Source organism: Streptomyces sp. 840.1 (genome assembly GCF_003751445.1).
Taxonomy (GTDB): Bacteria; Actinomycetota; Actinomycetes; order Streptomycetales; family Streptomycetaceae; genus Streptomyces.
On sequence record NZ_RJUU01000001.1, the window covers coordinates 1,202,244 to 1,228,243 of the forward strand.

General features: G+C 72.7%; 18 protein-coding genes and 1 riboswitch. Of the genes, 8 read left to right on the top strand and 10 right to left on the bottom strand.

The features are described 5' to 3' along the window. Positions 1 to 197: 197 nt before the first annotated feature. Positions 198 to 1,142 carry a hypothetical protein gene (locus EDD93_RS05430; RefSeq protein WP_123524095.1) on the top strand — a complete coding sequence of 315 codons (945 nt, stop codon included), beginning with the start codon at positions 198 to 200 and terminating at the stop codon, positions 1,140 to 1,142. On the opposite strand, the gene EDD93_RS05435 is transcribed toward EDD93_RS05430, so the two are convergent. Next, on the bottom strand, positions 1,132 to 2,838 hold the full coding sequence (locus tag EDD93_RS05435) for a DUF6350 family protein (protein ID WP_123524096.1): 1,707 nt from the start codon (positions 2,836 to 2,838) through the stop codon (positions 1,132 to 1,134). The two genes, EDD93_RS05430 and EDD93_RS05435, sit on opposite strands and share 11 nt — an antisense overlap. 125 nt (positions 2,839 to 2,963) lie before the next feature. On the opposite strand from EDD93_RS05435, the gene EDD93_RS05440 reads away from it, so the two are divergent. Beyond that, the gene (locus tag EDD93_RS05440; RefSeq protein ID WP_123524097.1) at positions 2,964 to 4,361 is read left to right on the top strand and encodes a helix-turn-helix domain-containing protein; all 1,398 of its coding nucleotides are present in this window, start codon (positions 2,964 to 2,966) and stop codon (positions 4,359 to 4,361) included. Between the two features lie 110 nt (positions 4,362 to 4,471). Here the strand turns inward: EDD93_RS05440 and sucD are convergent, their stop codons facing one another. From sucD to EDD93_RS05465, 5 genes are all read right to left on the bottom strand, one after another. Further along, a complete protein-coding gene (gene sucD / locus EDD93_RS05445; protein WP_123524098.1) occupies positions 4,472 to 5,356 on the bottom strand; it encodes a succinate--CoA ligase subunit alpha in 885 nt (294 codons plus the stop codon). Positions 5,357 to 5,377: 21 nt separating this feature from the next. Further along, entirely contained in the window at positions 5,378 to 6,559 is a 1,182-nt protein-coding gene (sucC, locus tag EDD93_RS05450) for an ADP-forming succinate--CoA ligase subunit beta (protein WP_123524099.1), read from the bottom strand. Positions 6,560 to 6,827: 268 nt separating this feature from the next. Further along, positions 6,828 to 8,114, bottom strand: a complete 1,287-nt coding sequence (locus EDD93_RS05455) for a VWA domain-containing protein (RefSeq protein ID WP_185092215.1) — start codon at positions 8,112 to 8,114, stop codon at positions 6,828 to 6,830. Next, on the bottom strand, positions 8,111 to 10,513 hold the full coding sequence (locus EDD93_RS05460; RefSeq protein WP_123524100.1) for a DUF5682 family protein: 2,403 nt from the start codon (positions 10,511 to 10,513) through the stop codon (positions 8,111 to 8,113). Before EDD93_RS05460 ends, EDD93_RS05455 begins: the two co-directional genes overlap by 4 nt. Next, a complete protein-coding gene (locus EDD93_RS05465) occupies positions 10,510 to 11,622 on the bottom strand; it encodes an AAA family ATPase (protein WP_123524101.1) in 1,113 nt (370 codons plus the stop codon). Before EDD93_RS05465 ends, EDD93_RS05460 begins: the two co-directional genes overlap by 4 nt. A gap of 116 nt (positions 11,623 to 11,738) precedes the next feature. Here EDD93_RS05465 and EDD93_RS05470 point away from each other — a divergent pair, with 116 nt between their 5' ends. Together EDD93_RS05470 and EDD93_RS05475 are read left to right on the top strand one after the other, a co-directional pair. After that, complete coding sequence (locus EDD93_RS05470) at positions 11,739 to 13,157, top strand: SWIM zinc finger family protein (protein WP_185092216.1); 1,419 nt, start codon at positions 11,739 to 11,741, stop codon at positions 13,155 to 13,157. Between the two features lie 62 nt (positions 13,158 to 13,219). Continuing rightward, positions 13,220 to 14,911: a DUF5691 domain-containing protein gene (locus tag EDD93_RS05475; protein WP_123524103.1), complete on the top strand. Its 1,692-nt coding sequence runs from the start codon at positions 13,220 to 13,222 to the stop codon at positions 14,909 to 14,911. A 104-nt stretch (positions 14,912 to 15,015) separates the two neighbouring features. Here EDD93_RS05475 and EDD93_RS05480 read toward each other — a convergent pair whose 3' ends face one another. Continuing rightward, positions 15,016 to 15,429 carry a cobalamin B12-binding domain-containing protein gene (locus tag EDD93_RS05480; RefSeq protein WP_123524104.1) on the bottom strand — a complete coding sequence of 138 codons (414 nt, stop codon included), beginning with the start codon at positions 15,427 to 15,429 and terminating at the stop codon, positions 15,016 to 15,018. A 405-nt stretch (positions 15,430 to 15,834) separates the two neighbouring features. Between EDD93_RS05480 and EDD93_RS05485 the strand changes: the two genes are divergently transcribed. Both EDD93_RS05485 and EDD93_RS05490 read left to right on the top strand, forming a co-directional pair. Beyond that, positions 15,835 to 16,740: a triacylglycerol lipase gene (locus tag EDD93_RS05485; RefSeq protein WP_123524105.1), complete on the top strand. Its 906-nt coding sequence runs from the start codon at positions 15,835 to 15,837 to the stop codon at positions 16,738 to 16,740. A gap of 164 nt (positions 16,741 to 16,904) precedes the next feature. Next, positions 16,905 to 18,452: a M23 family metallopeptidase gene (locus EDD93_RS05490; RefSeq protein WP_123524106.1), complete on the top strand. Its 1,548-nt coding sequence runs from the start codon at positions 16,905 to 16,907 to the stop codon at positions 18,450 to 18,452. Positions 18,453 to 18,494: 42 nt separating this feature from the next. Here the strand turns inward: EDD93_RS05490 and pcrA are convergent, their stop codons facing one another. Further along, the gene (pcrA, locus tag EDD93_RS05495; RefSeq protein WP_123524107.1) at positions 18,495 to 20,933 is read right to left on the bottom strand and encodes a DNA helicase PcrA; all 2,439 of its coding nucleotides are present in this window, start codon (positions 20,931 to 20,933) and stop codon (positions 18,495 to 18,497) included. 255 nt (positions 20,934 to 21,188) lie between these two features. Next, positions 21,189 to 21,351, top strand: a riboswitch (cyclic di-AMP (ydaO/yuaA leader). On the opposite strand from pcrA, the gene EDD93_RS05500 reads away from it, so the two are divergent. Further along, a complete protein-coding gene (locus EDD93_RS05500) occupies positions 21,350 to 22,543 on the top strand; it encodes an NlpC/P60 family protein (RefSeq protein WP_123524108.1) in 1,194 nt (397 codons plus the stop codon). Its footprint overlaps the riboswitch before it by 2 nt. A 69-nt stretch (positions 22,544 to 22,612) precedes the next feature. On the opposite strand, the gene EDD93_RS05505 is transcribed toward EDD93_RS05500, so the two are convergent. Beyond that, positions 22,613 to 23,386, bottom strand: coding sequence for a TetR/AcrR family transcriptional regulator (locus tag EDD93_RS05505; protein WP_260255630.1), 774 nt, complete (start codon positions 23,384 to 23,386; stop codon positions 22,613 to 22,615). Positions 23,387 to 23,504: 118 nt separating this feature from the next. Here EDD93_RS05505 and EDD93_RS05510 point away from each other — a divergent pair, with 118 nt between their 5' ends. Further along, positions 23,505 to 25,178, top strand: coding sequence for a carboxylesterase/lipase family protein (locus EDD93_RS05510; protein WP_260255631.1), 1,674 nt, complete (start codon positions 23,505 to 23,507; stop codon positions 25,176 to 25,178). Positions 25,179 to 25,291: 113 nt separating this feature from the next. Here the strand turns inward: EDD93_RS05510 and EDD93_RS05515 are convergent, their stop codons facing one another. Beyond that, entirely contained in the window at positions 25,292 to 25,645 is a 354-nt protein-coding gene (locus tag EDD93_RS05515) for a hypothetical protein (protein ID WP_123524110.1), read from the bottom strand. Positions 25,646 to 26,000 lie beyond the last annotated feature (355 nt).

Genomic DNA, 26,000 nt, shown 5'->3' on the forward strand with positions numbered 1-26,000 from the left:
TACACCTGGGCCTGGCATCACACTCCCGTCGTCGCCGTGAGGCAGCCGCGGGTGTGACGGCAGGCGCTGGGTATCGGCAGCTGTCGGCCACCGCGCGTGCACGCCCAGCTTTCGGCCTCTCGTCGCCGGGAGGTAGCGTCAGGGACAGCGAACCGTCCGCAGGGCGGCAACGACGAGATGGGGAAGACGTTCACCATATGCCGGACCGACGCCGCCGCACCGCCTTCCGCCAACCGCTCACCGAGCCGAGCTCACTGCTGATGCGGGAGCGCCAGTCCCCCACGCCGGGCTCCTCCTCCTCGTCCCCTTCGTCCTCTTCGCCGTCGGGATCCTCCGGGTCCGGACCGCAGGACGACAACCCCTTCGCGCCGCCACCGGAGGACCGCCCGGACCAGCCGTGGCAGCCGCGCCACCCGGTCGCCGGCGGGAACAACAGCGACAGCGGGGACGGCGGCGACGCGCCCGAGGGAGGCTCCACGGACGACCGGCCCGTCTGGGGCAGCCAGTGGAGCAGCCACCAGCCGGGCCGCCAGGGCGGTGGCTTCGGCGGACAGCCCGCCGGACCCGCCGGGCCGAACGGACAGGGGGGCGGCAAGGGCGGTCCCGAGGGCAAGCCCGGCGGGATGCGCTGGGATCCGACCGACCCCGTCCAGCGCCGGGCGCGCTACTCCCTGCTCGCCGGCATGTGGGCCTTCTTCTTCGCGATCTTCGATCTCCCGGAGATCGCCCTGCTGCTGGGCGCGCTCGCGACCTACTGGTCGATCAGCGCGCTCCGCGCCAAGCCGAAGGACCCCTCGACGACCGGTGAGAAGCCCGCCGGGGCGGGCGCGGCCCACGCTCCTGGATCCGCTCCCGCACCCCAGGCTCCGGTGCCCGCTCCCGCACCCACCGCACCGGGTGCGCCGGGCGCACCGGGCGCGAACGTCGTGCAGCGCGGCAGCCGGCAGCAGACGACGGCCGCGGTCAGCGGTCTGGTGACGGCGCTGGTCGCTCTGGCGATCGTCGCGACATCGTTCACGGTGCAGCTCGTCTACCGGGACTACTACACCTGCGTGAACGACGCCCTCACCAAGTCGGGCCAGGTGTCCTGCAACGACCTGCTGCCGAAGCCGCTGGAACCCCTCTTCGGCGTCAAGAAGTAGCGTCCGCGTCAGGGGAAGCGGCGTCCGGCGGGCGGACCGGTCCGGCCTCGGCCGACCGGTCCGCCCGTTCGTCTGCCGCCGCCCGTTCGTCTGCCGCCGCCCGTTCGTCTGCCGCCGCCCGTTCGTCTGCCGCCGCCCGTTCGTCTGTCGCCGCCCGTTCGTCTGTCGCCGCCGGTTCGTCTGCCGCCCTCGCGTGCCAGGGGTCGGTCGGCAGGAAGTCGTACAGCTCGTCGTCCTCGGCCTCGGCCTCGCCGCTGTCCGCGACCCGCCCGGCGGAGCCGCCGCCCGCTCCGGGCAGGGATACGGGTACAAGCGCGGGTGCGGGTACCGGCGCGGCTGCGGGCACGGTCTCCTTCTTCCCGGTCTTTCCGGCCCGTTGCGCCCCTGCCGTGCTCCCGGCCCCTTCCGCCTCCGTCGCCGGCCGTTCGGGGGCGGTGCCTCCACGCAGCCGCCAGGCCCGCAGCAGCAGCGCCAGCGGAACGCCCAGCACGGCCGTCCACCCCAGGGCCGCCGCCCCGGTGAGCCACCACGCGGGGCCGAACTCCGCCAGTGCCCGGGTCCCGAGCGGTCCTCCGGCCGCCGCCGCGAGGAGCGCGGCGCCGATCCCGCACCCCAGCGCCCCCAGCGCGGCGGTGAACGCGGTCTCCCGCAGGCTCCACGCCTCCTCGCGCACACCGTGGGCGGGGGCCGCCCGCCGCACAGTGAACCAGGCGACAGTGACCGCCGCGGCGACCGGGACGGCGGCGGTCGCCCAGTTCAGCGGCGCCCCCGCGCCCTCGGCCGGCATCGCGGCCAGCAGCGGGAAGTCCGGCACCGCCGCGCGGCCGGTGAACCCGAGCGGGGTGACCGTAGCCGCCGTGCCGAGCGCGAACCCGGGCCCCAGCCCGTACGCCGCGCCCCACACCGCCGCGTTCGGCACCAGCAGCAGCGCCAGGAGCAGCACCGCGAACCGCCCGGCCCAGTCGCCGGAGAGCCGCAGGAACGAGTCCTGGACCGGGTCCGCGTGCCACACCAGTGCCGCCGCGACCACCAGCGCGCCCCCGCCCAGCAGGACCATCACCCCGGCCGCCGCGGACCGGCCCACCGCCTCCGCCCGCCGGACGAACAGGGAGCGCGCCATCGCCTCGTGCAGCCGTACCGGTGCCCACGACGGCGGCGGCCCGAGCGGGCGGCCGGAGGCCGTCCACACCCCGGCGGCCGCCGCGCCCGCCACCACGAGGAGCGACGGGAACAGCAGGGACAGCGGCTCGGCAAAGAGCGCGCCGCCTCGCGCGTAGAGCGCGACCGGCGCCCCGACCAGCAGGTATCCGCCCGTCACCAGCGCGAACGCGGCGGTGGGCGAGGGGGCTCCGCGCCCTTCGTCGGGCTCCAGCGCATCCCTGACCGCGCGGTGCACCAGCCAGACCGGCATCGCGGCGAGCAGCAGGGGGACGACGCCGACGGGGGCCGGGGTGCCGGTCAGCGTGTCGGTTCTGATCAGTTCGGCACCATGGGCGAGCAGCCAGAGGCCGGCCGCCGTGTGGACGGCCTCGCCGGGACCGCCGGCGGAGGCGGGCGAGCTGATCCACAGCACCATGACGAGCACCGCGACGGAGCCCAGTCCGAGCCCTGCGGCGAGCACTCCGCGCAGCACCGCCGAGGCCAGTACGGCGGGCTGTCCCTGCTCTGCCGACAACGAGGGGCTGCGTTCGGTCACTTGGGTCACACCGCAATGCTCCCAACGACACGCGCTTAATCCATGTAACGGGCGAATGACCGCTGTGTCGCTCAATATACGTTTATGTACTTTTTCACCCAGTGCAGGCCGGGCGGGGAGCCCTCATGACACAGAGCACGACCGGCACGGCAGCCGCCCAACCGCTTCCCTCACCCAAGGAGCGTCGCAGGCTGCGGGAGGCGAAGTCACTGAGCGAGGAGCAGGTCGCGGCGGCCGTCGGCGTCACCCGGGCCACGGTCAGGGCCTGGGAGACGGGCCGCACCAGCCCGCGCGGGCGCAAGCGCGAGGCGTACGCCCGGCTCATCGGAACGGCCGACGCGACGTCCACGCCGCCCGCCGATGCGACCGGGACCGCCGGTGCCATCGATGCCGTGGGTGCCATGGATGCCACCGGTGCCGTCGATGCCGTCGATGCCGTCGATGCCATCGAGCCGGGGACCTCGGACAAGTGGTCGAAGGATTCCTCCGGAGACGCGCCGGGACCGGTGGACCGTCCGTCGGTTGACCACCCATCGGCGCACCGCCCGTCGGCGCCCGCCTCGGCCGCGAAGCCGGCCGGCACCCAGGCACCGCCCCCGGTGCTGCCCCCGGAGCCCTCTCCGGCCCCTGCCGGGACACCCGCCGAGTCCCCCGCCGAACCATCCACCGAGCCGTCCGCCGGGGCATCCGCCGAGGCGCCTGCGGAGGCGCCTGCGGAGGCGTTCGACGCCCTGTACCGGCACACCGCCGCCGCGCTGTTCCGCCAGACCTACCTGCTGACGGGACGCCGGAACCTGTCCCGCGAGGCCGTCGGCAAGGCCTTCGACCTCGCCTGGCAGCGCTGGCCGGAGGTCGCCGTGGACCGCGACCCGGCGGGCTGGGTCCGGGCGGCCGCCTACGAACACGCGATGTCGCCGTGGCGCCGGCTGCACCCCGAACACCGCCGCGCCGATCCGCCGCCCGAGGCACCCGGCCCGCGCGCGCTGCTCGACGCACTGCTGTCCCTGCCGCCCGCGTACCGTCGCACGCTGCTGCTCCACGACGGCGTCGGCCTGGGGCTGCCCGAGACCGCGGCGGAGACGGAGGCGAGCACTCCGGCGGCGGCGGGGCGGCTGATGACCGCGCGGGCGGCCATCGTGGAACGGCTGCCCGAGCTCGCGGCGCCGAAGGAACCGGCCGAGCAGGCGGCGCTGCTGCACGAGCACCTCGGCGCACTCGCCCTCGCCCAGCCCGCGACCTCACTGCCCGTCCCGGAGCTGATCCGGACGGGCAGCGAGCGCAAGGCACAGCTCTGGACGCGGGCGGCGATCGCGTTCACCGTGCTGCTGATCGGGCTGACACTGATCACCCTCGCCACCGCGCCCAGGAAGTACGAGACACCCCAGTCGCCGGCCCAGAAGGTCGGCGGGGTGCCCGCGCTCGGCGGGCCGCAGAAGCTCACGCCGCAGGACAAGAAGCTCCAGAAGAAGCTCGGCGGCGAGTTGGTGCACGGTCCGGCCCGGCTGGTTCCCCACGCGGGCTGAGCCCGGACGCGTACACGAAAGACGCGGGCCCGTACCCCCGGCCGGGGTACGGGCCCGCGTCTGTGCGCTCGGTGGCGCGATCCTGCGGTGCTGCTCCGACGCGGTGAGCGTCAGGCGCCGAGGATCTCGCGCGCCAGCTTGGCGGTCTCGGTCGGCGTCTTGCCGACCTTGACGCCGGCGGCCTCAAGGGCCTCCTTCTTCGCCTGCGCGGTGCCGGAGGAGCCGGAGACGATGGCGCCGGCGTGGCCCATGGTCTTGCCCTCGGGGGCGGTGAAGCCCGCGACGTAACCGACGACGGGCTTGGTCACGTTCTTCGCGATGAAGTCCGCCGCGCGCTCCTCGGCGTCGCCGCCGATCTCGCCGATCATGACGATCAGGTCGGTCTCGGGGTCGGCCTCGAACGCCGCGAGGGCGTCGATGTGCGTCGTACCGATGACCGGGTCGCCACCGATGCCGACGGCGGACGAGAAGCCGATGTCACGGAGCTCGTACATCATCTGGTAGGTCAGCGTGCCCGACTTCGACACGAGACCGATACGGCCGGGCTTGGTGATGTCGCCCGGGATGATGCCCGCGTTGGACTGACCGGGGGTGATCAGGCCGGGGCAGTTCGGACCGATGATCCGGGTCTTGTTGCCCTTGGCGTTGGCGTACGCCCAGAAGGCGGCCGAGTCGTGAACGGCGATGCCCTCGGTGATCACGACGGCGAGGGGGATCTCGGCGTCGATCGCCTCGACGACGGCGGCCTTCGAGAAGGCCGGCGGCACGAAGAGGACGGACACGTTCGCGCCGGTCTTCTCCATCGCTTCCTTGACGGAACCGAAGACCGGTACCTCGTTGCCGTCGATGTCGACGGAGGTGCCGGCCTTGCGCGGGTTCACGCCGCCGACGATGTTGGTGCCGTCGGCGAGCATGAGCTTGGTGTGCTTCATGCCCGTCGCGCCGGTCATCCCCTGGACGATGACCTTGCTGTCCTTGGTGAGGAAGATAGCCATGGTGGTCTGAGTCCCTCTTCCTTACTTCGCAGCCGCGGCGAGCTCGGCGGCCTTGTCGGCCGCGCCGTCCATGGTGTCCACGCGCTGGACCAGCGGGTGGTTGGCGTCGGAGAGGATCTTGCGACCCAGCTCCGCGTTGTTGCCGTCGAGACGCACGACGAGCGGCTTGGTGACCGCCTCGCCCTTGGTCTTGAGCAGCTCGAGCGCCTGGACGATGCCGTTGGCGACCTCGTCACAGGCGGTGATGCCGCCGAAGACGTTGACGAACACGGACTTGACGTCCGGGTCGCCGAGGATGATCTCCAGGCCGTTCGCCATGACCTCTGCGGAGGCGCCGCCACCGATGTCGAGGAAGTTGGCGGGCTTCACGTTGCCGTGGTTCTCACCGGCGTACGCGACGACGTCCAGGGTCGACATGACCAGACCGGCACCGTTACCGATGATGCCGACCTCGCCGTCGAGCTTGACGTAGTTGAGGTTCTTGGCCTTGGCGGCAGCCTCGAGCGGGTTGGCTGCGGCCTTGTCCTCGAGCGCCTCGTGCTCCGGCTGGCGGAAGTCGGCGTTCTCGTCGAGAGACACCTTTCCGTCCAGGGCCAGGATGCGCCCGTCCTTGGTCTTCACCAGCGGGTTCACCTCGACGAGGAGCGCGTCCTCGGCGACGAAGGTGTCCCACAGGGTCACCATGGCCTCGGCGACACCCTCGGCCACGTCGGCCGGGAACTTCGCCTGGGCCACGATCTCGCGGGCCTTCACGATGTCGACGCCGTCAACGGCGTTGACCGGGACCTTCGCGAGGGCCTCGGGGGTCTTCTCCGCGACCTCCTCGATGTCCATGCCACCCTGCACCGAGGCCATGGCCAGGAAGGTGCGGTTGGTGCGGTCCAGGAGGTACGAGACGTAGTACTCGGCCTCGATTTCCGGCGACAGCTCGGCGATCATCACCTTGTGGACCGTGTGGCCCTTGATGTCCATGCCGAGGATGTCGGTCGCGCGGGCGACCGCCTCGTCTGCGTCGGCGGCCAGCTTGACGCCACCGGCCTTGCCTCGGCCACCGACCTTCACCTGCGCCTTGACGACAGACTTGCCGCCCAGCCGCTCGGTCGCCTCGCGGGCTGCCTCAGGCGTGTCAATGACTTCACCGGCCAGCACCGGTACACCGTGCTTGGCGAAGAGGTCCCTCGCCTGGTACTCGAACAGGTCCACGCGCGTCCGTCCCTTATCAAATGGTCTCGCGGTTGGTTTTCTGCGTGGGCGTGCCGCGAGGGGCAACGTGACTGCTCTGTCACCAGGAAGGCGCACACGGTGACCGAATACGCGGCATGTCCATCTCGCAGGTTATCCCCGTGCCCCGCAGGACCCTAAATCGCAGCTGACCCCTGGGCGGTGATTACGGTCACAGACCGCCCTGGTGGCCGGGTCGCAGTGGACAAATCGGCCCCGGTACGGGCCTGGGGGCGGCCCGTCGCGCAGGTCACGCGGGGGCCTCCCGGTCCGGCACGGGCAGCGGCCGCTTCTCGATCGCGGCCGCCATCACCTCGGGGAAGAGGTCCGGGGTGCAGGCGAAGGCCGGGGCACCCAGCGCGGCCAGTGCCGTCGCGTGGTCGCGGTCGTAGGCGGGCGCTCCCTCGTCGGAGAGGGCGAGCAGCGTCACGAACTGCACCCCGGACGCCTTCATCGCCGCGACCCGCTTCAGCATCTCGTCGCGGATGCCGCCCTCGTACAGATCGCTGATGAGTACGACGACGGTGTCCGCCGGGCGGGTGATCTGCGACTGGCAGTAGGCGAGCGCCCGGTTGATGTCGGTGCCGCCGCCGAGCTGGGTGCCGAAGAGCACGTCCACCGGGTCGTCGAGCTGGTCGGTGAGGTCGACGACGGCCGTGTCGAAGACGACGAGCCTGGTCCGCAGGGCGCGCATGGAGGCGAGTACGGCGCCGAAGACCGAGGCGTACACCACGGAGGCCGCCATCGAACCGGACTGGTCGATGCAGAGGATGACGTCCTTGCGCACGGACTGCGCCGCGCGCCCGTAGCCGATGAGCCGCTCGGGCACGACGGTGCCCGTCCCGTCCTCGCCGTCCGCGCCGGGGAGGGTCAGGTAGTTCTTGAGGTTGGCCCGGATGGTCCGGTTCCAGTCGATGTCGTGGTGGCGCGGCCTGCTGACCTTCGCGGAACGGTCCAGGGCGCCGGTCAGTGCGGCCGTGGTCCGGGTGGTGAGCCGGCTCTCCAACTGCTCGACGACCTTGCGCACGACGGCCCGCGCGGTCTCCTTCGTCGTCTCCGGCATGACCTTGTTGAGCGAGAGCAGTGTGCCGACGAGATGGACGTCCGCCTCGACGGCCTCCAGCATCTCCGGTTCGAGCAGGAGCGCGGAGAGGCCCAGCCGGTCGATGGCGTCGCGCTGCATGACCTGGACGACGGAACTGGGGAAGTACGTACGGATGTCCCCGAGCCAGCGGGCCACGGAGGGCGCGGACGCGCCGAGGCCGGCCGAGCGGCCGCTGCCGCCCCGCCCGCCGGGCTGTCTGCCGCCGCTCTCGTACAGCGCGGTCAGCGCGGCGTCCATCGCGGCGTCGCGGCCGGCCGGGGTGTGGCCGGTGCTCTGCGTACTGTCCGCGCCCAGCACCATGCGCCACCGCCGCAGCCGTTCGGCGTCGTCCGCGACGTGCGCGGCGCGGGCAACACCGTCCCCCTCGGTCGGCCCGGCCGTTGTCGTCGGCTCGTCCGTTGCGGTCGGCTCGTTCGCCCTGGTCGTCGTCATCCTGTTGCCCCCAGCGGTTCCTCGGTGTTCTCGTGTCCCTCCGCCGATGCCTGCGCGCCCGCTTCCGTGTCCAGGCCGAGCAGGAGGCGCAGCACCGGTACGACGGCGTCCGCGCGCGGCCCGTCCAGGACGGGGCCGAATCCGGGCGCCGTCGTCCCACCGGGGGCGGCGGCCGCCGCGTTCCCTCCCCCGGCGGCCGGGCCGCGCCGGACGAGCTCGCCCAGCGTGCGCCGGACGCCCGACTCGTACGCCGAGAAGGTGCGGCGCAGCAGCGGCAGCACGTCGGTGAAGGTGTCCGGGGAGACTCCGGACAGCCAGGTGTCGACGAGGGCGAGCAGCCTCTCGTCGTGGACGAGGAGCATGCCGCCGCCGGCAGCCCCGCCGACGAAGCCCTCGATCCATGCGGCGGCGTCGGCGGGCGGTGTCCCGGGCGACAGGGCCAGGCCCATCAGCCGGGCCGCGTCGTCCTGTTCGAGGTGCCCGTCGTCGAGGAGGAGCCGGGCGGCCCGGCCCCGGATCACTCCCGCGACCGTGTCCCGGGCGGCGAGCTTGTGCAGCACCGCTCTCCACCGTTCGCGCAGCCCGTCCGCGGTGGCCGGTACGGCGCCGGCGAGCAGGCCGATCGCCGTGTGCACGCCGTCCACCTGGGGGCGCAGGGCTGCCGCCCCCTCGTCGTCGAGTCCGGTGCAGGCGGGTGGCAGCCCGACGCAGATCCGCTCCGCGAGCCCTGCCGCGACCTCCCCGAGCGCGGTGGTGTCCGTGGAGCGGACGTCCCCGTAGCGCAGCGAGCGGGCCAGGGACGGCAGGGCGTCGGCGAGGTGGCCGACGTCCGTGTCGAGCGCCGCGCGGTCCGCGAGCACCCGCATGACGACGGGCAGCGCGTCGGGCAGTCCGGCCAGCAGGCACCGTTCGGCGAGCGCGGTGACGTCGGCCAGGGCGGTGGCCGACAGGGCGTCCGACTCGGCACGGGCGGTCGCGGCGGAGAGCACGGTGGTGCCCCAGATGCCGGCCTCCGCGACGCGTACGTACAGCTCGGGCTCCCAGCGCAGCCGCCAGCTCTCCCGGAAGGTGCCGGTGCTCCCCCGGCCCTCGGTGGGCTCGCCCCAGCCGACGCCGAGGACCCGCAGCCGGTGCAGCAGCCGGCTGCGGGCCGCGTCGGTGTCCTTGCGGAGGTCGAGCTCGATGTCCCGTTCGGACGCCTCCGGCTTGAGCCGCAGGGTGCGCTGCCTGCGGGTGAGGTCGCGCTGGAGCGGCACGGCGGGGGCGGTGTCCGGCACCTCGCCGAGTGCGCCGCCGACGATCAGCCGGTCCCGGACGAGGGCGAGCGGCACGTCGGAGCCCTCGCACATCACGGCCCGCACGGCGTCGGTCGCCTCGCTCAGTCCGGCGAGCGGGCGGCCCCGCATGGCCGCGAGGGTCGCGGCGAGCCGGACGGCCTCGATGACATGGGCGGACGACACGAACCGGTCCTCGTCGCGCAGGAGTCCGGCGACCTTGGTCATCCAGCGTTCGACCGGGCGGTCCGGGGAGGCGAAGAGGTGGGCGTACCAGCCGGGTGAATCGATACCGGCCCCGTACCCGCTGTGCCGGGCGAGCCGCTGGTGGGTCCAGGGCACCCAGGTCAGCTCGGTCCTGACCTTGGGCAGCCCCTTGAGGAGGGCCCGGTCGGCCGCGAGCGTCGTCCTCGCTCCGAGCGCGGGTACGTGCCAGGCACCGCAGACCACGGAGACGTCGTCGTCGAACTCCTTGCGCGCCGTGCGCAACTGGATCCGCATGTACGCCTCGCGGACCGCGTCCCTGGGGTGGCCGCCGTCCCCGTACACCTCGCGCAGCGCGGTCATCGCCTCGCCGAGCGCGGCGAAGGCCGCCAACGGGTCGGCGGGGCCGCCGTCGTGGGCGCGGTGTTCGACGACGTCCTCCCACCAGCGCTCGGGGTCGTCGTAGCCCGCGGTCTCGGCCAGCACCCCGATCGGGTCGACCGGGACGGGCGCGGGGACCGCTTCCCCGGAGCCCTCGGGCGTTGCCCGGCGCCCCGCCTCCCGCTCCTCCTCCTTCTCCGTCATGGCCAGCGAGTGCGCGGCGGGGAGGTCGATGAAGCGGACCGGGACGTCGTGCGCGAGGGCCCAGCGGATCGCGACCCATTCGGGCGAGAACCCGGCGAGCGGCCAGAACGCCGCCCGGCCGGGATCGTCCACCGCGTGGGCGAGCAGCGCGACGGGCGGGCGCATCTGCTCGTCGGCGGCGAGCGGCAGCAGCGCGTCGCCCTCGGGCGGGCCCTCGATGAGCACCGCCTTGGGGCGGGCGGCGTCCAGCGCGGCGCCGACGGCGCGGGCCGAGCCGGGGCCGTGGTGCCGCACCCCCAGCAGCAGCGGCCCGGCGGGGCGCGGGGCGCCGGTCATACGGACGCCTCACGGCAGGCCCGGTAGAAGTCCTTCCAGCCGTCCCGCTCGCGCACCACCGTCTCCAGGTACTCCTGCCAGACCACCCGGTCGGCGGCCGGGTCCCGGACGACCGCGCCGAGGATGCCCGCGGCGACGTCCCCCGCGCGCAGCACCCCGTCACCGAAGTGGGCGGCGAGCGCCAGGCCGTTGGTGACGACGGAGATGGCCTCGGCCGTGGACAGCGTGCCCGAGGGCGACTTGAGTTTGGTGCGGCCGTCCGTGGTGACCCCGTCGCGCAGCTCACGGAAGACGGTGACGACGCGGCGGATCTCCGCGAGGCCGTCGGGTGCGGGGGGCAGGTCGAGCGAGCGGCCGACCTGGTCGACGCGCCGGGAGACGATGTCGACCTCCGCCTCGGGGGTGGCCGGCAGCGGCAGGACCACCGTGTTGAACCGGCGGCGCAGCGCGCTGGACAGCTCGTTGACCCCCCGGTCGCGGTCGTTGGCCGTGGCGATGACGTTGAACCCGCGGACCGCCTGGACCTCCTGGCCCAGCTCGGGCAGCGGCAGGGTCTTCTCGGACAGGATCGTGATCAGTGAGTCCTGCACATCGGCGGGGATGCGGGTGAGCTCCTCGATCCGCGCGGTCATGCCCTCGGACATGGCGCGCATCAGCGGGCTGGGCACCAGCGCGTCGCGGCTGGGGCCGTGCGCGAGGAGCTGCGCGTAGTTCCACCCGTAGCGGACCGCCTCCTCGGGGGTGCCCGCCGTGCCCTGGACGAGCAGGGTCGAGTCGCCGCTGACGGCGGCCGCGAGGTGTTCGGACACCCAGGTCTTGGCGGTGCCGGGCACGCCGAGCAGGAGCAGCGCCCGGTCGGTGGCGAGGGTGGTGACGGCGACCTCCACGAGGCGCCGCGGGCCCACGTACTTGGGGGTGATCACGGTGCCGTCGGGCAGCACGCCGCCCAGCAGGTACGTGGCGACGGCCCAGGGCGACAGCCGCCAACGGGCGGGCCTGGGGCGGTCGTCGGCGGCCGCGAGCGCCTTCAGCTCGTCGGCGAAGGCCTCCTCGGCGTGCGGACGCAGCGCCTCGGCGCCCACGGCTGCGGTGGTTTCGGACACGGTCATGGATCCCCCTCCGGATCGGTCGTCCCGATGCGCTTCCCACCGTGCACCATGGCACTGACAATCAACGTTCCCGCAGGTCGCAGGCGTTGTCAGTGGTGCGGCCTACCGTCGTACCCATGCTGCTGACTGACGGGGGAGAACCCTTGCGCACCGCTGCTCCGGCAGTGCGCTGGACGGTGGAGCAGGTCCTGGCCCTGGCTCCTGACGACGCTTCACGCAAGGCGGGGAACAGGCTCGGTTCGGCCGGGCCGTGGTCGGACACCGGGTGGGACGGGCCGGGTGCGGTGTGGGGGCTGTGCAAGGGAAGCGGGAGCAAGCCGTACCGGACGGTGATCGACACCACCGGTCCCGCGTACAAGTGCAGTTGCCCGAGCCGGAAGTTCCCCTGCAAGCACGCGCTGGGCCTGTTGCTGCTCCGCGCGTCCGACGAGACGGCGCTGCCTGCGGCCGAGCCGCCGGACTGGGCCGGTGAGTGGCTTGCGGACCGGCGGCGCCGGGCCGGGGCCGCAGCGCTGAAGGAGCGGCCGGAGGGCGGCGAGGACGCCTCGGCCGGGCCCGCCGATCCGGTGGCGGCCAGGCGGCGGGCCGAGCGCCGGGCCGAGCGGATCGGCGGCGGCGTGCAGGAGCTGGAACGGCGCCTGACCGACCTGGTGCGCGGCGGGCTGGCGGCAGCCGAGCAGACGGGGTACGGGCTGTGGGAGGAGACGGCGGCCCGCATGGTCGACGCCCAGGCACCCGGCCTCGCGGGCCGGGTACGGGAGTTGGGTGCGATACCGGCGTCCGGGCCGGGCTGGCCGGTGCGGCTGCTGGAGGAGTGCGCGCTGCTGCACCTGCTGGACACGGGCTGGCAGGGCATCGACCGGCTGCCGCCGCAGCTGGCCGCCACGGTCCGTACCCGGATCGGGCTGCCGGCCCCGCCCGGGGGCGCGCCGGTCCGTGACCACTGGCTGGTCCTCGCCCAGTACGACACCCCCGAGGGCAAGATCGTCGCCCGCCGCATCTGGCTGTACGGGCGGGAGTCGGGCCGCATCGCGCTGCTGCTGTCCTTCGGGGCCGCCGGCCGTTCCCCCGGACAGGCCCTGCCGGTGGGCGCCACGCTGGACGCGGAGATCGCACCGCATCAGGGGGCCGGACAGCTACGGGCCGACCTGGGAACGCAGTTCGGGGCCCCGGCGCCGAACGGCGCACCACCGCCGGGCGTCACGGCCGCCGGGGCGATCGCCGCGTACGGGCGGGCCCTCGGCGACGACCCCTGGCTGGAATCCTGGCCGGTTACCCTGCGCGACGTCATACCCGTGCCGTCCCGGGACGGCTGGCAACTGGCCGACGCGGAAGGGGATGCGGCCCTGCCCGTCGCCCCGGCCGCGCTGTCCCGGCCCGCGCTGTGGAAGCTCGTCGCGCTCTCCGGCGGCGGGCCGGTCACCGTCTTCGGGGAGTGCGGCCACCGGGGCTTCGACCCGCTCGCGGCCTGGCCGGCCACGCCCGCACACAGCGCGGACACAGAGGCCGGGCCCGAGGCCGTGCCGCTCATCTGACCCCGGCGCCTCCCGTAGCTCCCGCGACTCCCGTGACTCCCGTGACTCCTGAAGGAGGAACGATGCCCCGCACCGACACACCCAGCACGCCCACCGCACCCACCACACCCAGCGCGATGCCCGGTACCGCCGCCTCGGCGGCCGCCACCCCGTGGGACGAGCTCGTCACCTCCGCCCTGCTCGGCACGGACCGCCGCCCGCCCGCGATGCCGGACGGCACCGGTCCGGACGGCACCGGTCCGGACGGCGCGGCGGCCGCGTTGCTGAACGCCGCCGCCCTGCACACCGTGCGGCGCCGGGCAGGCCTGCTGCCGGCCCCCGCCGCGCCCCGGCCCGGCCCGGCGCCCGCCGACCCCCGGCCGGCCCTGCCGAGGGCCGCCCGGAGCCGGCTGGAGCGGCTGCTCGCGGACCGGGCGGCCCCGAGCGGCTCCGGTGGCAGACGCGGCACGGCCCCCGACCTGACGGAACTGATCCCGCAGTGGCTGGCCATCGCCAATCTGCACGGCTACCGGGCACCGGACGCGGCCCTGCCCGCCCTGCTGGACGCGGCCCGCGCGCGGACCGATCTGCGGCCGCAGGCCCTGACGTTCGCCGGACCGCGCGGACTCTGGCTGGCCGGGCTGAACCCCGAGTGGAAGTTCGCGCTGCGCGGTTCGTCCGGCACCTCGCTGCTGCCGGACGTGACCGACCGGGAAGCGGTCCACCGGCTCTGGGAGGAAGGCCTGTTCGCCGAACGGGTCGCCCTGCTCTCGGCGGTCCGGGCGCACGAGGCCGGCGCCGCGCTCGCCCTGCTCGCCACGACCTGGGCCACCGAGCGGGCCGAGGACCGGCTGATGTTCGTCGACTCGCTGCGCACCGGGCTCTCCGGCGCCGACGAACCCTTCCTGGAGCAGGCCCTGACCGACCGCAGCCGCAATGTGCGGTCGACGGCCGCCGAGTTGCTGTCCGCGCTGCCCGGATCGGCGCTCGCCCTCCGGATGGCTGAGCGCGCGCTGTCCTGCGTGAGCCCCGGCCTCACCGGCACCGGGCCGTCCGTGGCCGTGGAGGCCCCGCACGAATGCGATGCGGCGATGCAGCGCGACGGCGTGGTGGCGCTCCCGCCGTCCGGTCGGGGCGAACGGTCCTGGTGGCTGGGCCAGTTGGTGGAGTCGGCCCCGCTCACCATCTGGCCGGCCCGGTTCGGCGGGCGCGAGGCGCGGGACATCGTCGCGCTGCCCGTGGCCGACGGCTGGAGCGAGGAGCTGCACGCGGCCTGGTGCCGGGCCGCCGTCCGGCAGCGGGACCCGGAGTGGGCACGGGCGCTGCTCGGGGCCCCGTCGACGCCCCCGTCGAACGCCCCCGGCACGGCATCGCTCGCCGAGCGGTCGAAGCTGCTGATCGTGCTGCCCGCCGCCGAACGGGCCGCCTGGGTGGCCGAGTTCATCGCCGCGCACGGACTGTCGGAGGCGTTCCAGCTGCTGGGGGTCTGCCCGACGCCCTGGGCGGAACCGCTCGGCCGCTCCGTCGTCGACGCCCTCGACATCGCGCGGGACGCCGGCAGCTATCCGTGGAGCTTCAGCGGCGTGATGGGCCTCGCGGAGCGCTGTCTCAACCCGGCCGAGGCCGACCGCCTGGAGGTCCTCACCACGACCCCCGACGAACCGGCGGACGCCTCCCCCGGCGCGAACGGCTACTGGTCGGAGGCGTTCCAGCGGCTGGTCTCCACCCTGCGACTGCGCGCGGGAATGGAGGCGGAACTGACGCCGGTCCGGTGAGCCGGACAGCGCGAAGGGGCGGTCCGGTGAGCCGGACAGCGGTAGAGGGCGGCCCCGGCCCGAGGGGGAGCGGGCGGACGGACCGGGCCGGCCCGCCCGCAGGATCAGGCTTCCGCCGGCTGGCGGACGTTCGCGTTGACCCAGGTGACGATCTCGACCGTCGTCGCGCCCGGGGTGAAGATCTCCGCGACGCCCTGCTCCTTGAGCGGTGCGATGTCCGCCTCCGGGATGATGCCGCCGCCGAAGACCTTGATGTCCTCGGCCTCGCGCTCCTTCAGCAGGGCGATCACCTTCGCGAAGAGCGTGTTGTGCGCACCGGAGAGGATCGACAGGCCGATCGCGTCGGCATCCTCCTGGATCGCGGTGTCCACGATCTGCTCGGGAGTCTGGTGGAGCCCCGTGTAGATGACCTCCATGCCGGCGTCGCGCAGTGCCCGCGCGATCACCTTGGCCCCTCGGTCATGGCCGTCGAGGCCCGGCTTGGCCACCACCACTCGGATCGGACCGGTCACACCCATCACTGCCTCCACACGCGTCTCCCGCCCCTGACAGGCCGGGGATGTGAACGAACGTTATCCACAGCATCCCGCAAGCCGCTGTTTCGCGGTGGGCGGGGAGGGGGAAATCACACATGGGACATGTTCACCGGGCGCCGTTTCCCGCAGCACGCGGCACACCTGCCGTGCGGGACCCGCCGCCGGGAGAGCCGCACGAGGTCGTCGTACCACCGCGCCGTCAGCCGCACGGCACGGTGGTACGGCTCACCGACCGCCCACCGGCCGCTCACCGCGGGTGATCCGGAAGGCACGGCGGTCGGCGACCCGGGACGGTCGCACGGCCGCCCGGACCTCCACACGGCTCCCCACGAGGGCATACGGGGCAGGAGCCGCCGCTCCCCGGGTGCCGGAGCAGGAGGTCGGCCGATGAAGGCCCTGCCCGTTCTTCCCCTACTGCTGCGCCGGCCGGGTCCGCGCAACGCCTGGCTGTCGTCCGCACTGCTGAGAGCGACCGCGCTGGAACTCGTGGTGCTCGCCGGACACGCACTGATCTACCCCACCGGCATCACCGGAGAACGGCGCACCACGCCACGCCCGGCGGCCGGCCCGGTCCCCGTACCGGTCGGGACCACCGCCCTGCCCAGCGCGAACACGGGAAACACCGGCAGCGGCGCGGGCGCCGGACACACGGACCGGCCGCCCGTCGTGCTCCTGCACGGCTTCATCGACAACCGCTCCGTGTTCGTCCTGCTGCGCCGCTCGCTGGCCCGGCACGGCTGGCGCCATCTGGAATCGCTCAACTACTCCCCGCTGACCTGCGACATCCGCACCGCCGCCGAGTTGCTCGGCCGCCACATCGAGGAGATCTGCGCCCGCACCGGACACCGCGAGGTCGACGTCGTAGGACACAGCCTGGGCGGCCTGATAGCGCGCTACTACGTACAGCGGCTGGGCGGTGACCGGCGCGTCCGCACCCTGGTCACCCTCGGCACGCCGCACGCCGGCACCGCCGTCGCCCCGCTGGCCAGCGCCCACCCGATCGTGCGACAGATGCGCGGCGGATCGGCCCCGATCGAGGAGCTCCGGCTGCCGGCGCCCGGCTGCCGCACCCGGTTCATCAGCTTCTGGAGCGAGCTGGACCAGGTCGTCGTCCCCGCCGAGGCGGCCTGCATCGAGCACCCCGACCTCGACGCGGTCAACGTGCGGGTCACCGGGATCGGCCATCTCGCGCTGCCCGTGCACCCGGCCGTGGCCGCCGGAATCCGCCAGGCGCTCGACGCGGACGAGCCCGGAATTAGAACGGGTTTCGAACATAGAGCCAAGGCTGTGTGAGTGGTCCGTCGAAAGACGGCCGATTGCCCGTTTCCGGAGCGCTCGCGGGCCGTGGAAGATTGTCGGTGTCGCATACCGCCGGGTACAGTCGCGGCCACTGCTTTCCCCGGGGTCCCCCACGGGCCCCGGACCAAGGTCCTGCTGCCGAGGCGAGAGAGAAGTTGGTGAACGACCAGCACCCCCACGCCGGGTATGTCGGATACGACAGCCACTCCACGGGCGGTTTCGACAACGACCCGCTCTTCGGCTCCCTCCCCAGCGGTTACGACGGTTCGTACGACACCACGACCGGTTACGCGGCCCCGTACGACAACGGCCAGACCGGTTACAGCGGCCAGTACGACACCACCCAGTGGGACACCGGCGCCCACCGGACCGCCGAGTACGACCACACCAGCGGTTACGCGGCCTACGCCCCCCACCCCCAGCAGTACCCCCCGTACGACGCGGCACCGCAGCGGTACGACACCACCGCCACCTGGGCGACGACCGACGGTCACGGCGCGAACATCCCGTCACAGGGCGGCGCCCCGGACGCATCGGGCCAGTGGGACACCTCCGGCTGGTACGCCGACGGCCAGTGGTCGACCACCGACACCGCGGGATACGACTCCGGCGCGTACGACGCCACCGCCTGGAACACCGGCGCCACGCCCGAGCACGCACAGCAGACGCCGCAGAATTTGACGGCATCGCACGAATCCGAACAGACCCGGCAGCATCCGTACGAGACACACGAGATGCACGAGGCGTACGGGACGGCCGAGGCGTACGGGACGTACCAGGCATACGAGGCGCCCGAGGCCTACGAACCCTCCCGGACCTCCGAGTTCAGCCTCCCGGAGCCGGACCTCGCCCAGGAGCAGGACCCCGAACCGGTCCACGAACCGGACACCGAAGGCCTCGCCGCCCCGTCCCCCGCCGACTCCCACCGCCCCGCAGGCCGCCAGGTCTCCCGCGGAGGCAGCCGCAGCCGCAGGCGTTCGCCCGCCAAGCGCTCCGCTCTCCTCACCGTCGCCGTTCCCTCCGCCTGCGTGATGAGCGTGGCGGGTATCGCCGCCGCCTCCGTGGGCGGCATGGGCGGCGGCGAGGAGACGAAGGACGACACCACCACGATGGCGGCCGCCGACCCCGGGGCGGTCAAGCCCGTCGCCGCCAACAACAAGCTGGACACCCAGCTCGCCAACCTCAGCGCCGACGCGGAGAACTTCGCGGACCGCGCCAGCCGCACCCAGGAGCGCATCGACCTGAAGGAGCGGCAGGCAGCCGAGAAGAAGAAGCGCGAGGAGGAGGCCGCCCGCAAGGAGGCCCTGCGCCCCAAGTACGTCATGCCGGTCAAGGATCACGGCCTCAGCGCGTACTTCGGCCAGGCCGGGGTCAACTGGATGTCCGTGCACACGGGCATCGACTTCCCCGTCCAGTACGGCACCCCGGTGATGGCGGCGACCGACGGCACCATCCGTACGCAGTTCAACACCGCCTACGGGAACATGGCCATCGTCACCATGGCCGACGGCACCGAGACCTGGTACTGCCACCTCAGCAGCACCCGGATCCGCTCGGGCCAGGTCAAGGCCGGTGACGTGATCGCGCACTCCGGGGACTCCGGCAACTCGACGGGCCCCCACATGCATTTCGAGGTGCGGCCCGGCGGCGGCGCGGCCGTCGACCCGCTGCCCTGGCTCCGCAGCCACGGCATCGACCCGACCTGACCTGCCCCCTCGTTCCGGCCCGGGGAGCCCCGGGCCGGAGCGCTACAGCTTCTGGACCGGGGCGTACCGCAGCAGCAGCTTCTTCGGCCGCTCGTCCCCGAAGTCGACCGTGGCCTTCGCCTGGTCCCCGATGCCCTCGACCGCCGTCACCGTGCCCAGACCGAACTGGTCGTGGGTGACCCGGTCGCCGACCACCAGCGTGATCGTGGGCCTGTCCGACGTCCGCCGTGTCGCGAAGCCCGAGGGCCCGGAGCGCGAACGGGACGCGGACAGCGACGAGGTGATGCCCGACGTCGGTCCCGCAGGGGCGCCCATGGGGCCCTTGCGCTTCCACTCCAGGTGCTGCTCCGGGATCTCCTCCAGGAACCGCGACGGCGGGTTGTAGGAGGGCTGGCCCCACGCGCTGCGCATCGAGGCCCGGGTCAGATAGAGCCGCTCGCGGGCGCGGGTGATGCCGACGTAGGCGAGCCGGCGCTCCTCCTCCAGCTCCTTGACCTGGCCCAGGGCCCGCATGTGCGGGAAGACGCCGTCCTCCATGCCGGTCAGGAAGACCACCGGGAATTCGAGGCCCTTCGCCGTGTGCAGGGTCATCAGCGTGACGACTCCGGAGCCGTCGGTGTCCTCGTCGGGGATCTGGTCGGAGTCGGCGACCAGCGCGACCCGCTCCAGGAACTCGGCGAGCGTCCCCGCCCCCTCCTCCTCGCCCCGGTCCTGCTCGAATTCGAGTGCGACGGAGGCGAGCTCCTGGAGGTTCTCGATCCGGGTCTCGTCCTGCGGGTCGGTGGAGGCCTGGAGCTCGGCCAGGTAGCCGGTCCGTTCCATGACGGCCTCCAGCACCACCGCGGGGCCCGCGCCCGACTCGACGATCGTGCGCAGCTCCTCCATCAGCGTGTTGAACCGCTTGACGGCGTTGGCGGAACGCGCGGCCATGCCGTACGCCTCGTCGACGCGGCGCAGCGCCTGCGGGAAGGTGATCTTCTCGCGCAGCGACAGGGCGTCGATCATCGCCTCGGCCCGGTCGCCGATGCCGCGCTTGGGCACGTTCAGGATGCGGCGCAGCGGGACCGTGTCCTCGGGGTTGGACAGCACCCGGAGGTAGGCCAGGACGTCCCGGACCTCCTTGCGCTCGTAGAAGCGCACACCGCCGACGACCTTGTAGGGCAGGCCGACCCGGATGAAGATCTCCTCGAAGACACGGGACTGCGCGTTCGTCCGGTAGAAGATCGCGACGTCACCGGCCTTGGCGTCGCCCGCGTCGGTCAGCCGGTCGATCTCGTCCGCGACGAACTGCGCCTCGTCGTGCTCGGTGTCCGCGACGTAGCCGGTGATCCGGGTCCCGGAACCGGCGTTGGTCCAGAGGTTCTTCGGGCGGCGGCTCTCGTTGCGCTCGATGACGGCGTTGGCCGCGGACAGGATCGTCTGGGTGGAGCGGTAGTTCTGCTCCAGCAGGATCGTGGTCGCGTCCGGGTAGTCCTCCTCGAACTGGAGGATGTTGCGGATCGTCGCGCCGCGGAAGGCGTAGATCGACTGGTCGGCGTCACCCACGACGCACAGCTCGCCGGGTGCGTCGGCGGCACCGGCCGGTCCGACCAGCTCCCGTACGAGCGTGTACTGGGCGTGGTTGGTGTCCTGGTACTCGTCGACCAGGACGTGCCGGAAGCGGCGGCGGTAGTGCTCGGCGACGTCGGGGAAGGCCTGGAGCAGGTGCACCGTCGTCATGATGATGTCGTCGAAGTCCAGCGCGTTGGCCTCGCGCAGCCGGGACTGGTACATCGCGTAGGCCTGGGCGAGGGTCTTCTCGAAACCGTCCGTCGCCTGGCCGGCGAAGGTCTCCTCGTCTATCAGCTCGTTCTTCAGGTTCGACACCTTCGCCGTGAACGACTTCGGCGGGAAGCGCTTCGGGTCGAGGTCGAGATCGCGGCAGACCAGGGCCATCAGCCGCTTGGAGTCCGCGGCGTCGTAGATCGAGAACGAGGAGGTGAAGCCGAGCTTCTTCGACTCGCGGCGCAGGATCCGTACGCACGCGCTGTGGAAGGTCATGACCCACATGGCGTTGGCGCGGGGGCCGACGAGCTGCTCGACGCGCTCCTTCATCTCGCCCGCGGCCTTGTTGGTGAAGGTGATCGCCAGGATCTGGCCGGGGTGCACGCCGCGCTCGGCCAGCAGGTGGGCGATGCGGTGGGTCAGCACCCGGGTCTTGCCGGAACCGGCCCCGGCGACGATGAGCAGCGGGGAGCCCGCGTGCACGACGGCGGCACACTGCTCGGTGTTCAGCCCGTCGAGCAGCGCGGCGGCATCGATGACCGGGCGGTGGGCGCCGTCCCGGTAGTACGCGTCGCGGGGCGGCGGGGGCCCGTCGAACACGCCTGAGAAGAGGTCCTCCGGCACCGCTTCGGGTGCGGAGTCCTCGGGGGGCGGCGGGGGCCCTTCCTCCGTGTGCTGGAGGCCGGCCAGGAAACTGTCGTCAAAGAGGCTGCTCATCGCTGTCCGAGTCTAGGCGGCCGCACTGACACCCCGGAGCCGCATGGGAAAACACACCGTCCGGGGCCACACACCGCGATGCCCGGTCCACCCTGCGTAGGGAACTCGCGCGCCGCGCCGGGCCGAACCTTACGGCTTCCATAAGGTCACGGAAACGTATCGGGCATATCGAACATCAACCTTCACAGCGGCACCATGAGTTGGCTAGCGTGCTCGTTCGGACGGCCCGTACCCCCAGAGGCGAACCACGCCGAGCGGGCGTCCACGCCGAATCCGGGCTGCCTCCAGGGGTCCGGAACCGGGGACCCACACGCAGCACCGGGGTGAATCGGTCCGAAACCCCCATAGGACCGTAGGGCAGCCTTCCGTTCCGCCCGAACCCGACAGCTAACCCGGTAGGCGGTCCACGGAAGGAGATGCCGGCCTTGGCATCGCATCGCAAACCGCGCCCCCGGGTGCGCAGCAGCGTCCCCGCCATCGGGTTCACGACGGCCGCACTCGCCTCGGTGACCCTGCTGTCCACACAGAGCGCGCTCGCGGCCCCGGCCCCGAAGCCCGGCATCGAGGACGTCCAGAAGAAGGTCGACGCCCTGTACCGGGAGGCGGGCACCGCCACCCAGCACTACGACGAGGCGAAAGAGGCGTCCGCCGAGCAGCGCACCAAGGTGGACACGCTGCTGGACGACATCGCCGAGCGCGCCGACAAGCTGAACGACGCCCGCCGCACCCTCGGCAACTACGCGGCCGCCCAGTACCGCGACGGGGCGCTCGCGCCGACCGCCACCTTCTTCCTGGCCAACGACCCGCAGTCGTTCTTCGACCAGACCCATCTCATGGACCGGATGGCCTCGAACCAGCAGCAGGCCGTCACGGACTTCCGTACGAAGCAGGCCGAGGCGTCGAAGAAGCGTGCCGAGGCGGTGACGAGCCTGGAGACGCTCACCGCGACGCAGACGAAGCTGCGCACCAGCAAGCAGAACGTGCAGACGAAGCTGACCGAGGCGCGCACGCTGCTGTCGAAGCTGACCGCCGAGGAGAAGGCGCGGCTGGCCGAGCTGGAGCAGAAGAAGAAGGCCGAGGCCAAGCGCAAGGCGGCGGAGCTGGCGAAGAAGCAGGCCGCCGCGAAGGCCGAGGCCGACCGCAAGGCCAAGGAGGCGGGAAGCGGCACCGGCTCGGACACCGGAACGGGCTCGGGCACGGGCACCGGCACCGGTTCGGGTTCGGGTTCGGGTTCGGGTTCGGGTTCGGACAGCAGCGCCTCGACGAAGGCCGAGAAGGTCCTCGCGTTCGCCAGGGCCCAGCTCGGCAAGCCCTACGTCTGGGGGGCGACCGGCCCGTCCTCGTACGACTGCTCGGGGCTGACCCAGGCGGCCTGGAAGGCTGCGGGCGTCACCATTCCGCGGACCACCTGGGACCAGGTGAACGTCGGCACCCGGATCGCCACGGACGATCTGCAGCCCGGGGACCTGGTCTTCTTCTACGACGACATCAGCCACGTCGGCATCTACAAGGGCGACGGCATGATGATCCACGCGCCGAAGCCGGGGGCCAACGTGCGCGAGGAGTCGATCTACTACATGCCGATCTACGGGAGCGTGCGCCCCGGCTAGGGTCTTCCGTCCGGATCAGGGCCTCTCGTTCGGATCAGGGTCCGCCGTCGGTTCGCCGTCGGCCCGGCGTCAGCTCGTCGTCGGCGGCGGCTCTCCCGTCCGTCGGGCGATCAGGACCTCGATTCCGTCCAGGATCCGGGTCAGGCCGAAGTCGACGTCGTCGTCGCCGATGTCGTCGTCGTATTCGTCGCGCGACATCATGGACGCCAGAATCGGATATCCGTGCTCGTGCAGGAGCGGGCGCAGGAACCGCGCCACGGCGGCGGACCGGACCGGGGCCGCGCTGCTGTCGCGCACATCACGGCGGGCACTGGCGATGCGCCGCGCGTAGCCGTCGAGCAGCAGCGCGCACCCCAGTGATTCGGCGGCGCTCAGACCGGCACCGGTGAGCGCCGCCAGCAGCACCTCCGTCCAGCGCAGCAGGTTCGGGGTCGCGGGCGCCCCCCGGGTGGGCAGGTCCGGCAGCCAGGGGTGGGTGTCGCACCGCTCGATCATCGCCCTGGTCCAGGTGGTGGCCGCGGCCCGCCACCGCTCCGTACCGGTCTCCAGCTCCGGCGCCGGGCCCCAGGCCGCCTCGGCGGCGAGCACCAGCAGTTCGTCCCGTGAGCTGACGTACCGGTAGACCGCGTTGGCGGTGAGCCCCACCCGCCTCGCGACGTTCGGCATGGACAGGGCCGCGAAGCCCTCCGCGTCGGCCAGCCCGACAGCCGCCTCGACGATTCCCTCGACGCTCTGCGAGGGCTTCCGGCCCAGCCGCCCCGTCTTCACGGGCAGCCCCCATGCCAGGGCGAGGCCGGGCGGCAGCCGATCGTCGTCACCCGCCGGCATCGAGCTCATCTCCATGTCCCGTCCACCATGCCCCTCCGCAATGTCCCCGTCCGCAGGGGCATTGACTTCGTGCGTGCCTCACACTTTATATTAGTGTGGACCCCACACGAACTGTTCGAGGAAGTGAACTGCTGTGAATCCTCTACGCCGGACCCCCTCGCCGGGGCAGCGCGGACCGCAGGTCGCGGTGCGGCCGCGCTTACGGGCCCTGCTGACCGTTCTGCTCTGCTCCGCCATGATCAGCGGCGCGGCCGGAAGCACGCAGGCCGCACATCGCGCCGGGAACGGCCGTGGCGGGCCCGCCACCGTGGTCAGGACGGACACCGGCTCGGTCGAGGGCCGCCTCGGCAGGGACACCCGGATGTTCCAGGGCATCCCCTACGCCGCCCCGCCGGTCGGCCGGCTGCGCTGGGCCTCACCCCGGCCGGCCGCGTCCTGGCCGGGCGTGCGGAGCGCGACCGAACCCGGCAGCCGGTGCGCACAGGCGGGCGGGCTCATCGACCGGCAGAGCCTCAGCGAGGACTGCCTCTATCTGAACGTCACCACACCGCTGCGCGGCAGCGCCCGCGCGCTGCCGGTGATGGTGTGGATCCACGGCAACGGCTACATCAACGGCGCCGGGAGCCTCTACGACGCACAGCGCCTGGCCCGTACGGGCAAGGTGATCGTGGTCAGCTTCAACTACCGGCTTGGCATCTTCGGATTCCTCGACCATCCCGCGCTCGACCACGGTGCGGCCAGGCACCTGTCGGGCAACTTCGGCCTGGAGGACCAGCAGGCCGCGCTGCGGTGGGTGAGGCGCAACGCGGCGGCGTTCGGCGGCGATCCGGCGAACGTCACGATCTTCGGCGAGTCCGCCGGCGGCACCAGCGTCTGCGCGCACCTCGCGGCGCCGGGGTCGGCGGGCCTCTTCCAGAAGGCGATCCTGCAGAGCGCCCAGTGCGCGGGACGCAAATGGTCACCGGGTCCGGCGACGTGGTTCCCGCTGCCACGCGCGGAGCGCGAGCGGCACGGGCTCGACGTGGCGGCCGAGGCCGGCTGCCCCGACCTGCGGACAGCGGCGACCTGCCTGCGCGGCACATCCGTGCCGGAACTCCTCAAGTGGTCCGACTACGGACTCGGGTCCGGGCCCTCGGTCGGCGGCGGCGTACTGCCCGTGAGCCCGGAACGGGCCTTCGCCACCGGCCGCTTCAACCGGGTGCCCGTCATCCAGGGAACGACCAGGGACGAACACCGTCTGTTCACCGCGGCCATCGAAGCGGTGACCGGCAGCACGACGACCGAGGCCGACTACCGGCAGCAGATCGGCGCACTCTTCAGCACGGGCGACGCGGCCCGCGTCCTGGCCCGCTACCCCACCGGCCGCTTCCACTCCCCCGGCGAGGCGCTGTCCACCGTCATCAGCGACTGGGCCTGGGGGTGCACGGTCCTCGACCGGGACCAGGCCCTGGACCGGTACGTGCCGACCTACGCCTACGAGTTCGGCGACGACGAGGCGCCTTGGTTCAGCTCGCTCAAGAAGCCCGGTTTCCCCACCGGGGCGTTCCACGGCAGCGAGCTGCAGTACCTCTTCGACGACGAGCAGCTCCCCGGTCCGGCCACAGCCGCTCAGCACCGGCTCGCCGACACGATGGTGCGCTACTGGGCCCGGTTCGCACACACCGGCGACCCGAACGGCGACGGGGCGGCACCCTGGCCCCGGTTCGGCACGGCGCGGCACGTCCAGCCGCTGCAACCGGGGAGGACGGAACCGGTCGACCTCGCCCAGGAACACCGGTGCGGCTTCTGGCAGGGCATCGGCAGCTGACGGCCCCTCGCGGCGGGAGGGCCCGGGGCCCGGAGCGCTCGGGCCCCGGGCGCGCGGGCCCGGAGTGCTCGGACCGGGTGTGCTCAGGCCGGGTGGACTCAGGCCGGGTGTGCTCAGGTCCAGATCGTGGCGATGAAGATGTTGACCATCGTCAGCCCGCCCACCGCCGCGAAGAGGCCCTTGTCGATCCTCTCCTCGTCCCGCTTGACGTAGACGAGCCCGAGGACGACGACGAGGATCAGCAGCTTGATGCCGATCTTGACGTTGTTCACGGGGTGGTCGTCGGCCTGGTCGAGCCCGACCAGGGCGATCCCGGTGACCAGCATGGTCAGCGCGCCGTGCAGCATCCCCGGCACGAACCGCGCCGTCCCCGCGCCCATCGCCTTCATCTGGGTGAGGAAACCCCCCAGCAGGGCGGCGATCCCGATGATGTGGAGGGCGACGAAGACATCGATGAGTACACGCATGGTTCCGCACCCTAGCCCTGGCCATATCAGGCATCGGCAGCCAGGTCAGGCTTACTGGATGCTTGACTCATGAATGCACCAATTGCCTTACTCTGGTGCAATTATTCCGGTCACCCAACAACAACGCAGCGCCAAATTCGGGCAATAAGCGTCATTACGACTCTTCCCCGTGCCCCGGGTTTAGCGTCCCTACCAGGTGACCGGATCACCGCCGCTCCGCACCCGGACGGCACCGTCCGGCCGCCCCGCCGAGAGATCCGGCGGCGGGCCGCTCCCCCTTTTGGTGACCCGCCGCCGGACCGGGCGGGCCCTCCGGTAGGCCCCGGCGGGCAGTCGACAGGAAGGACCACCGCCC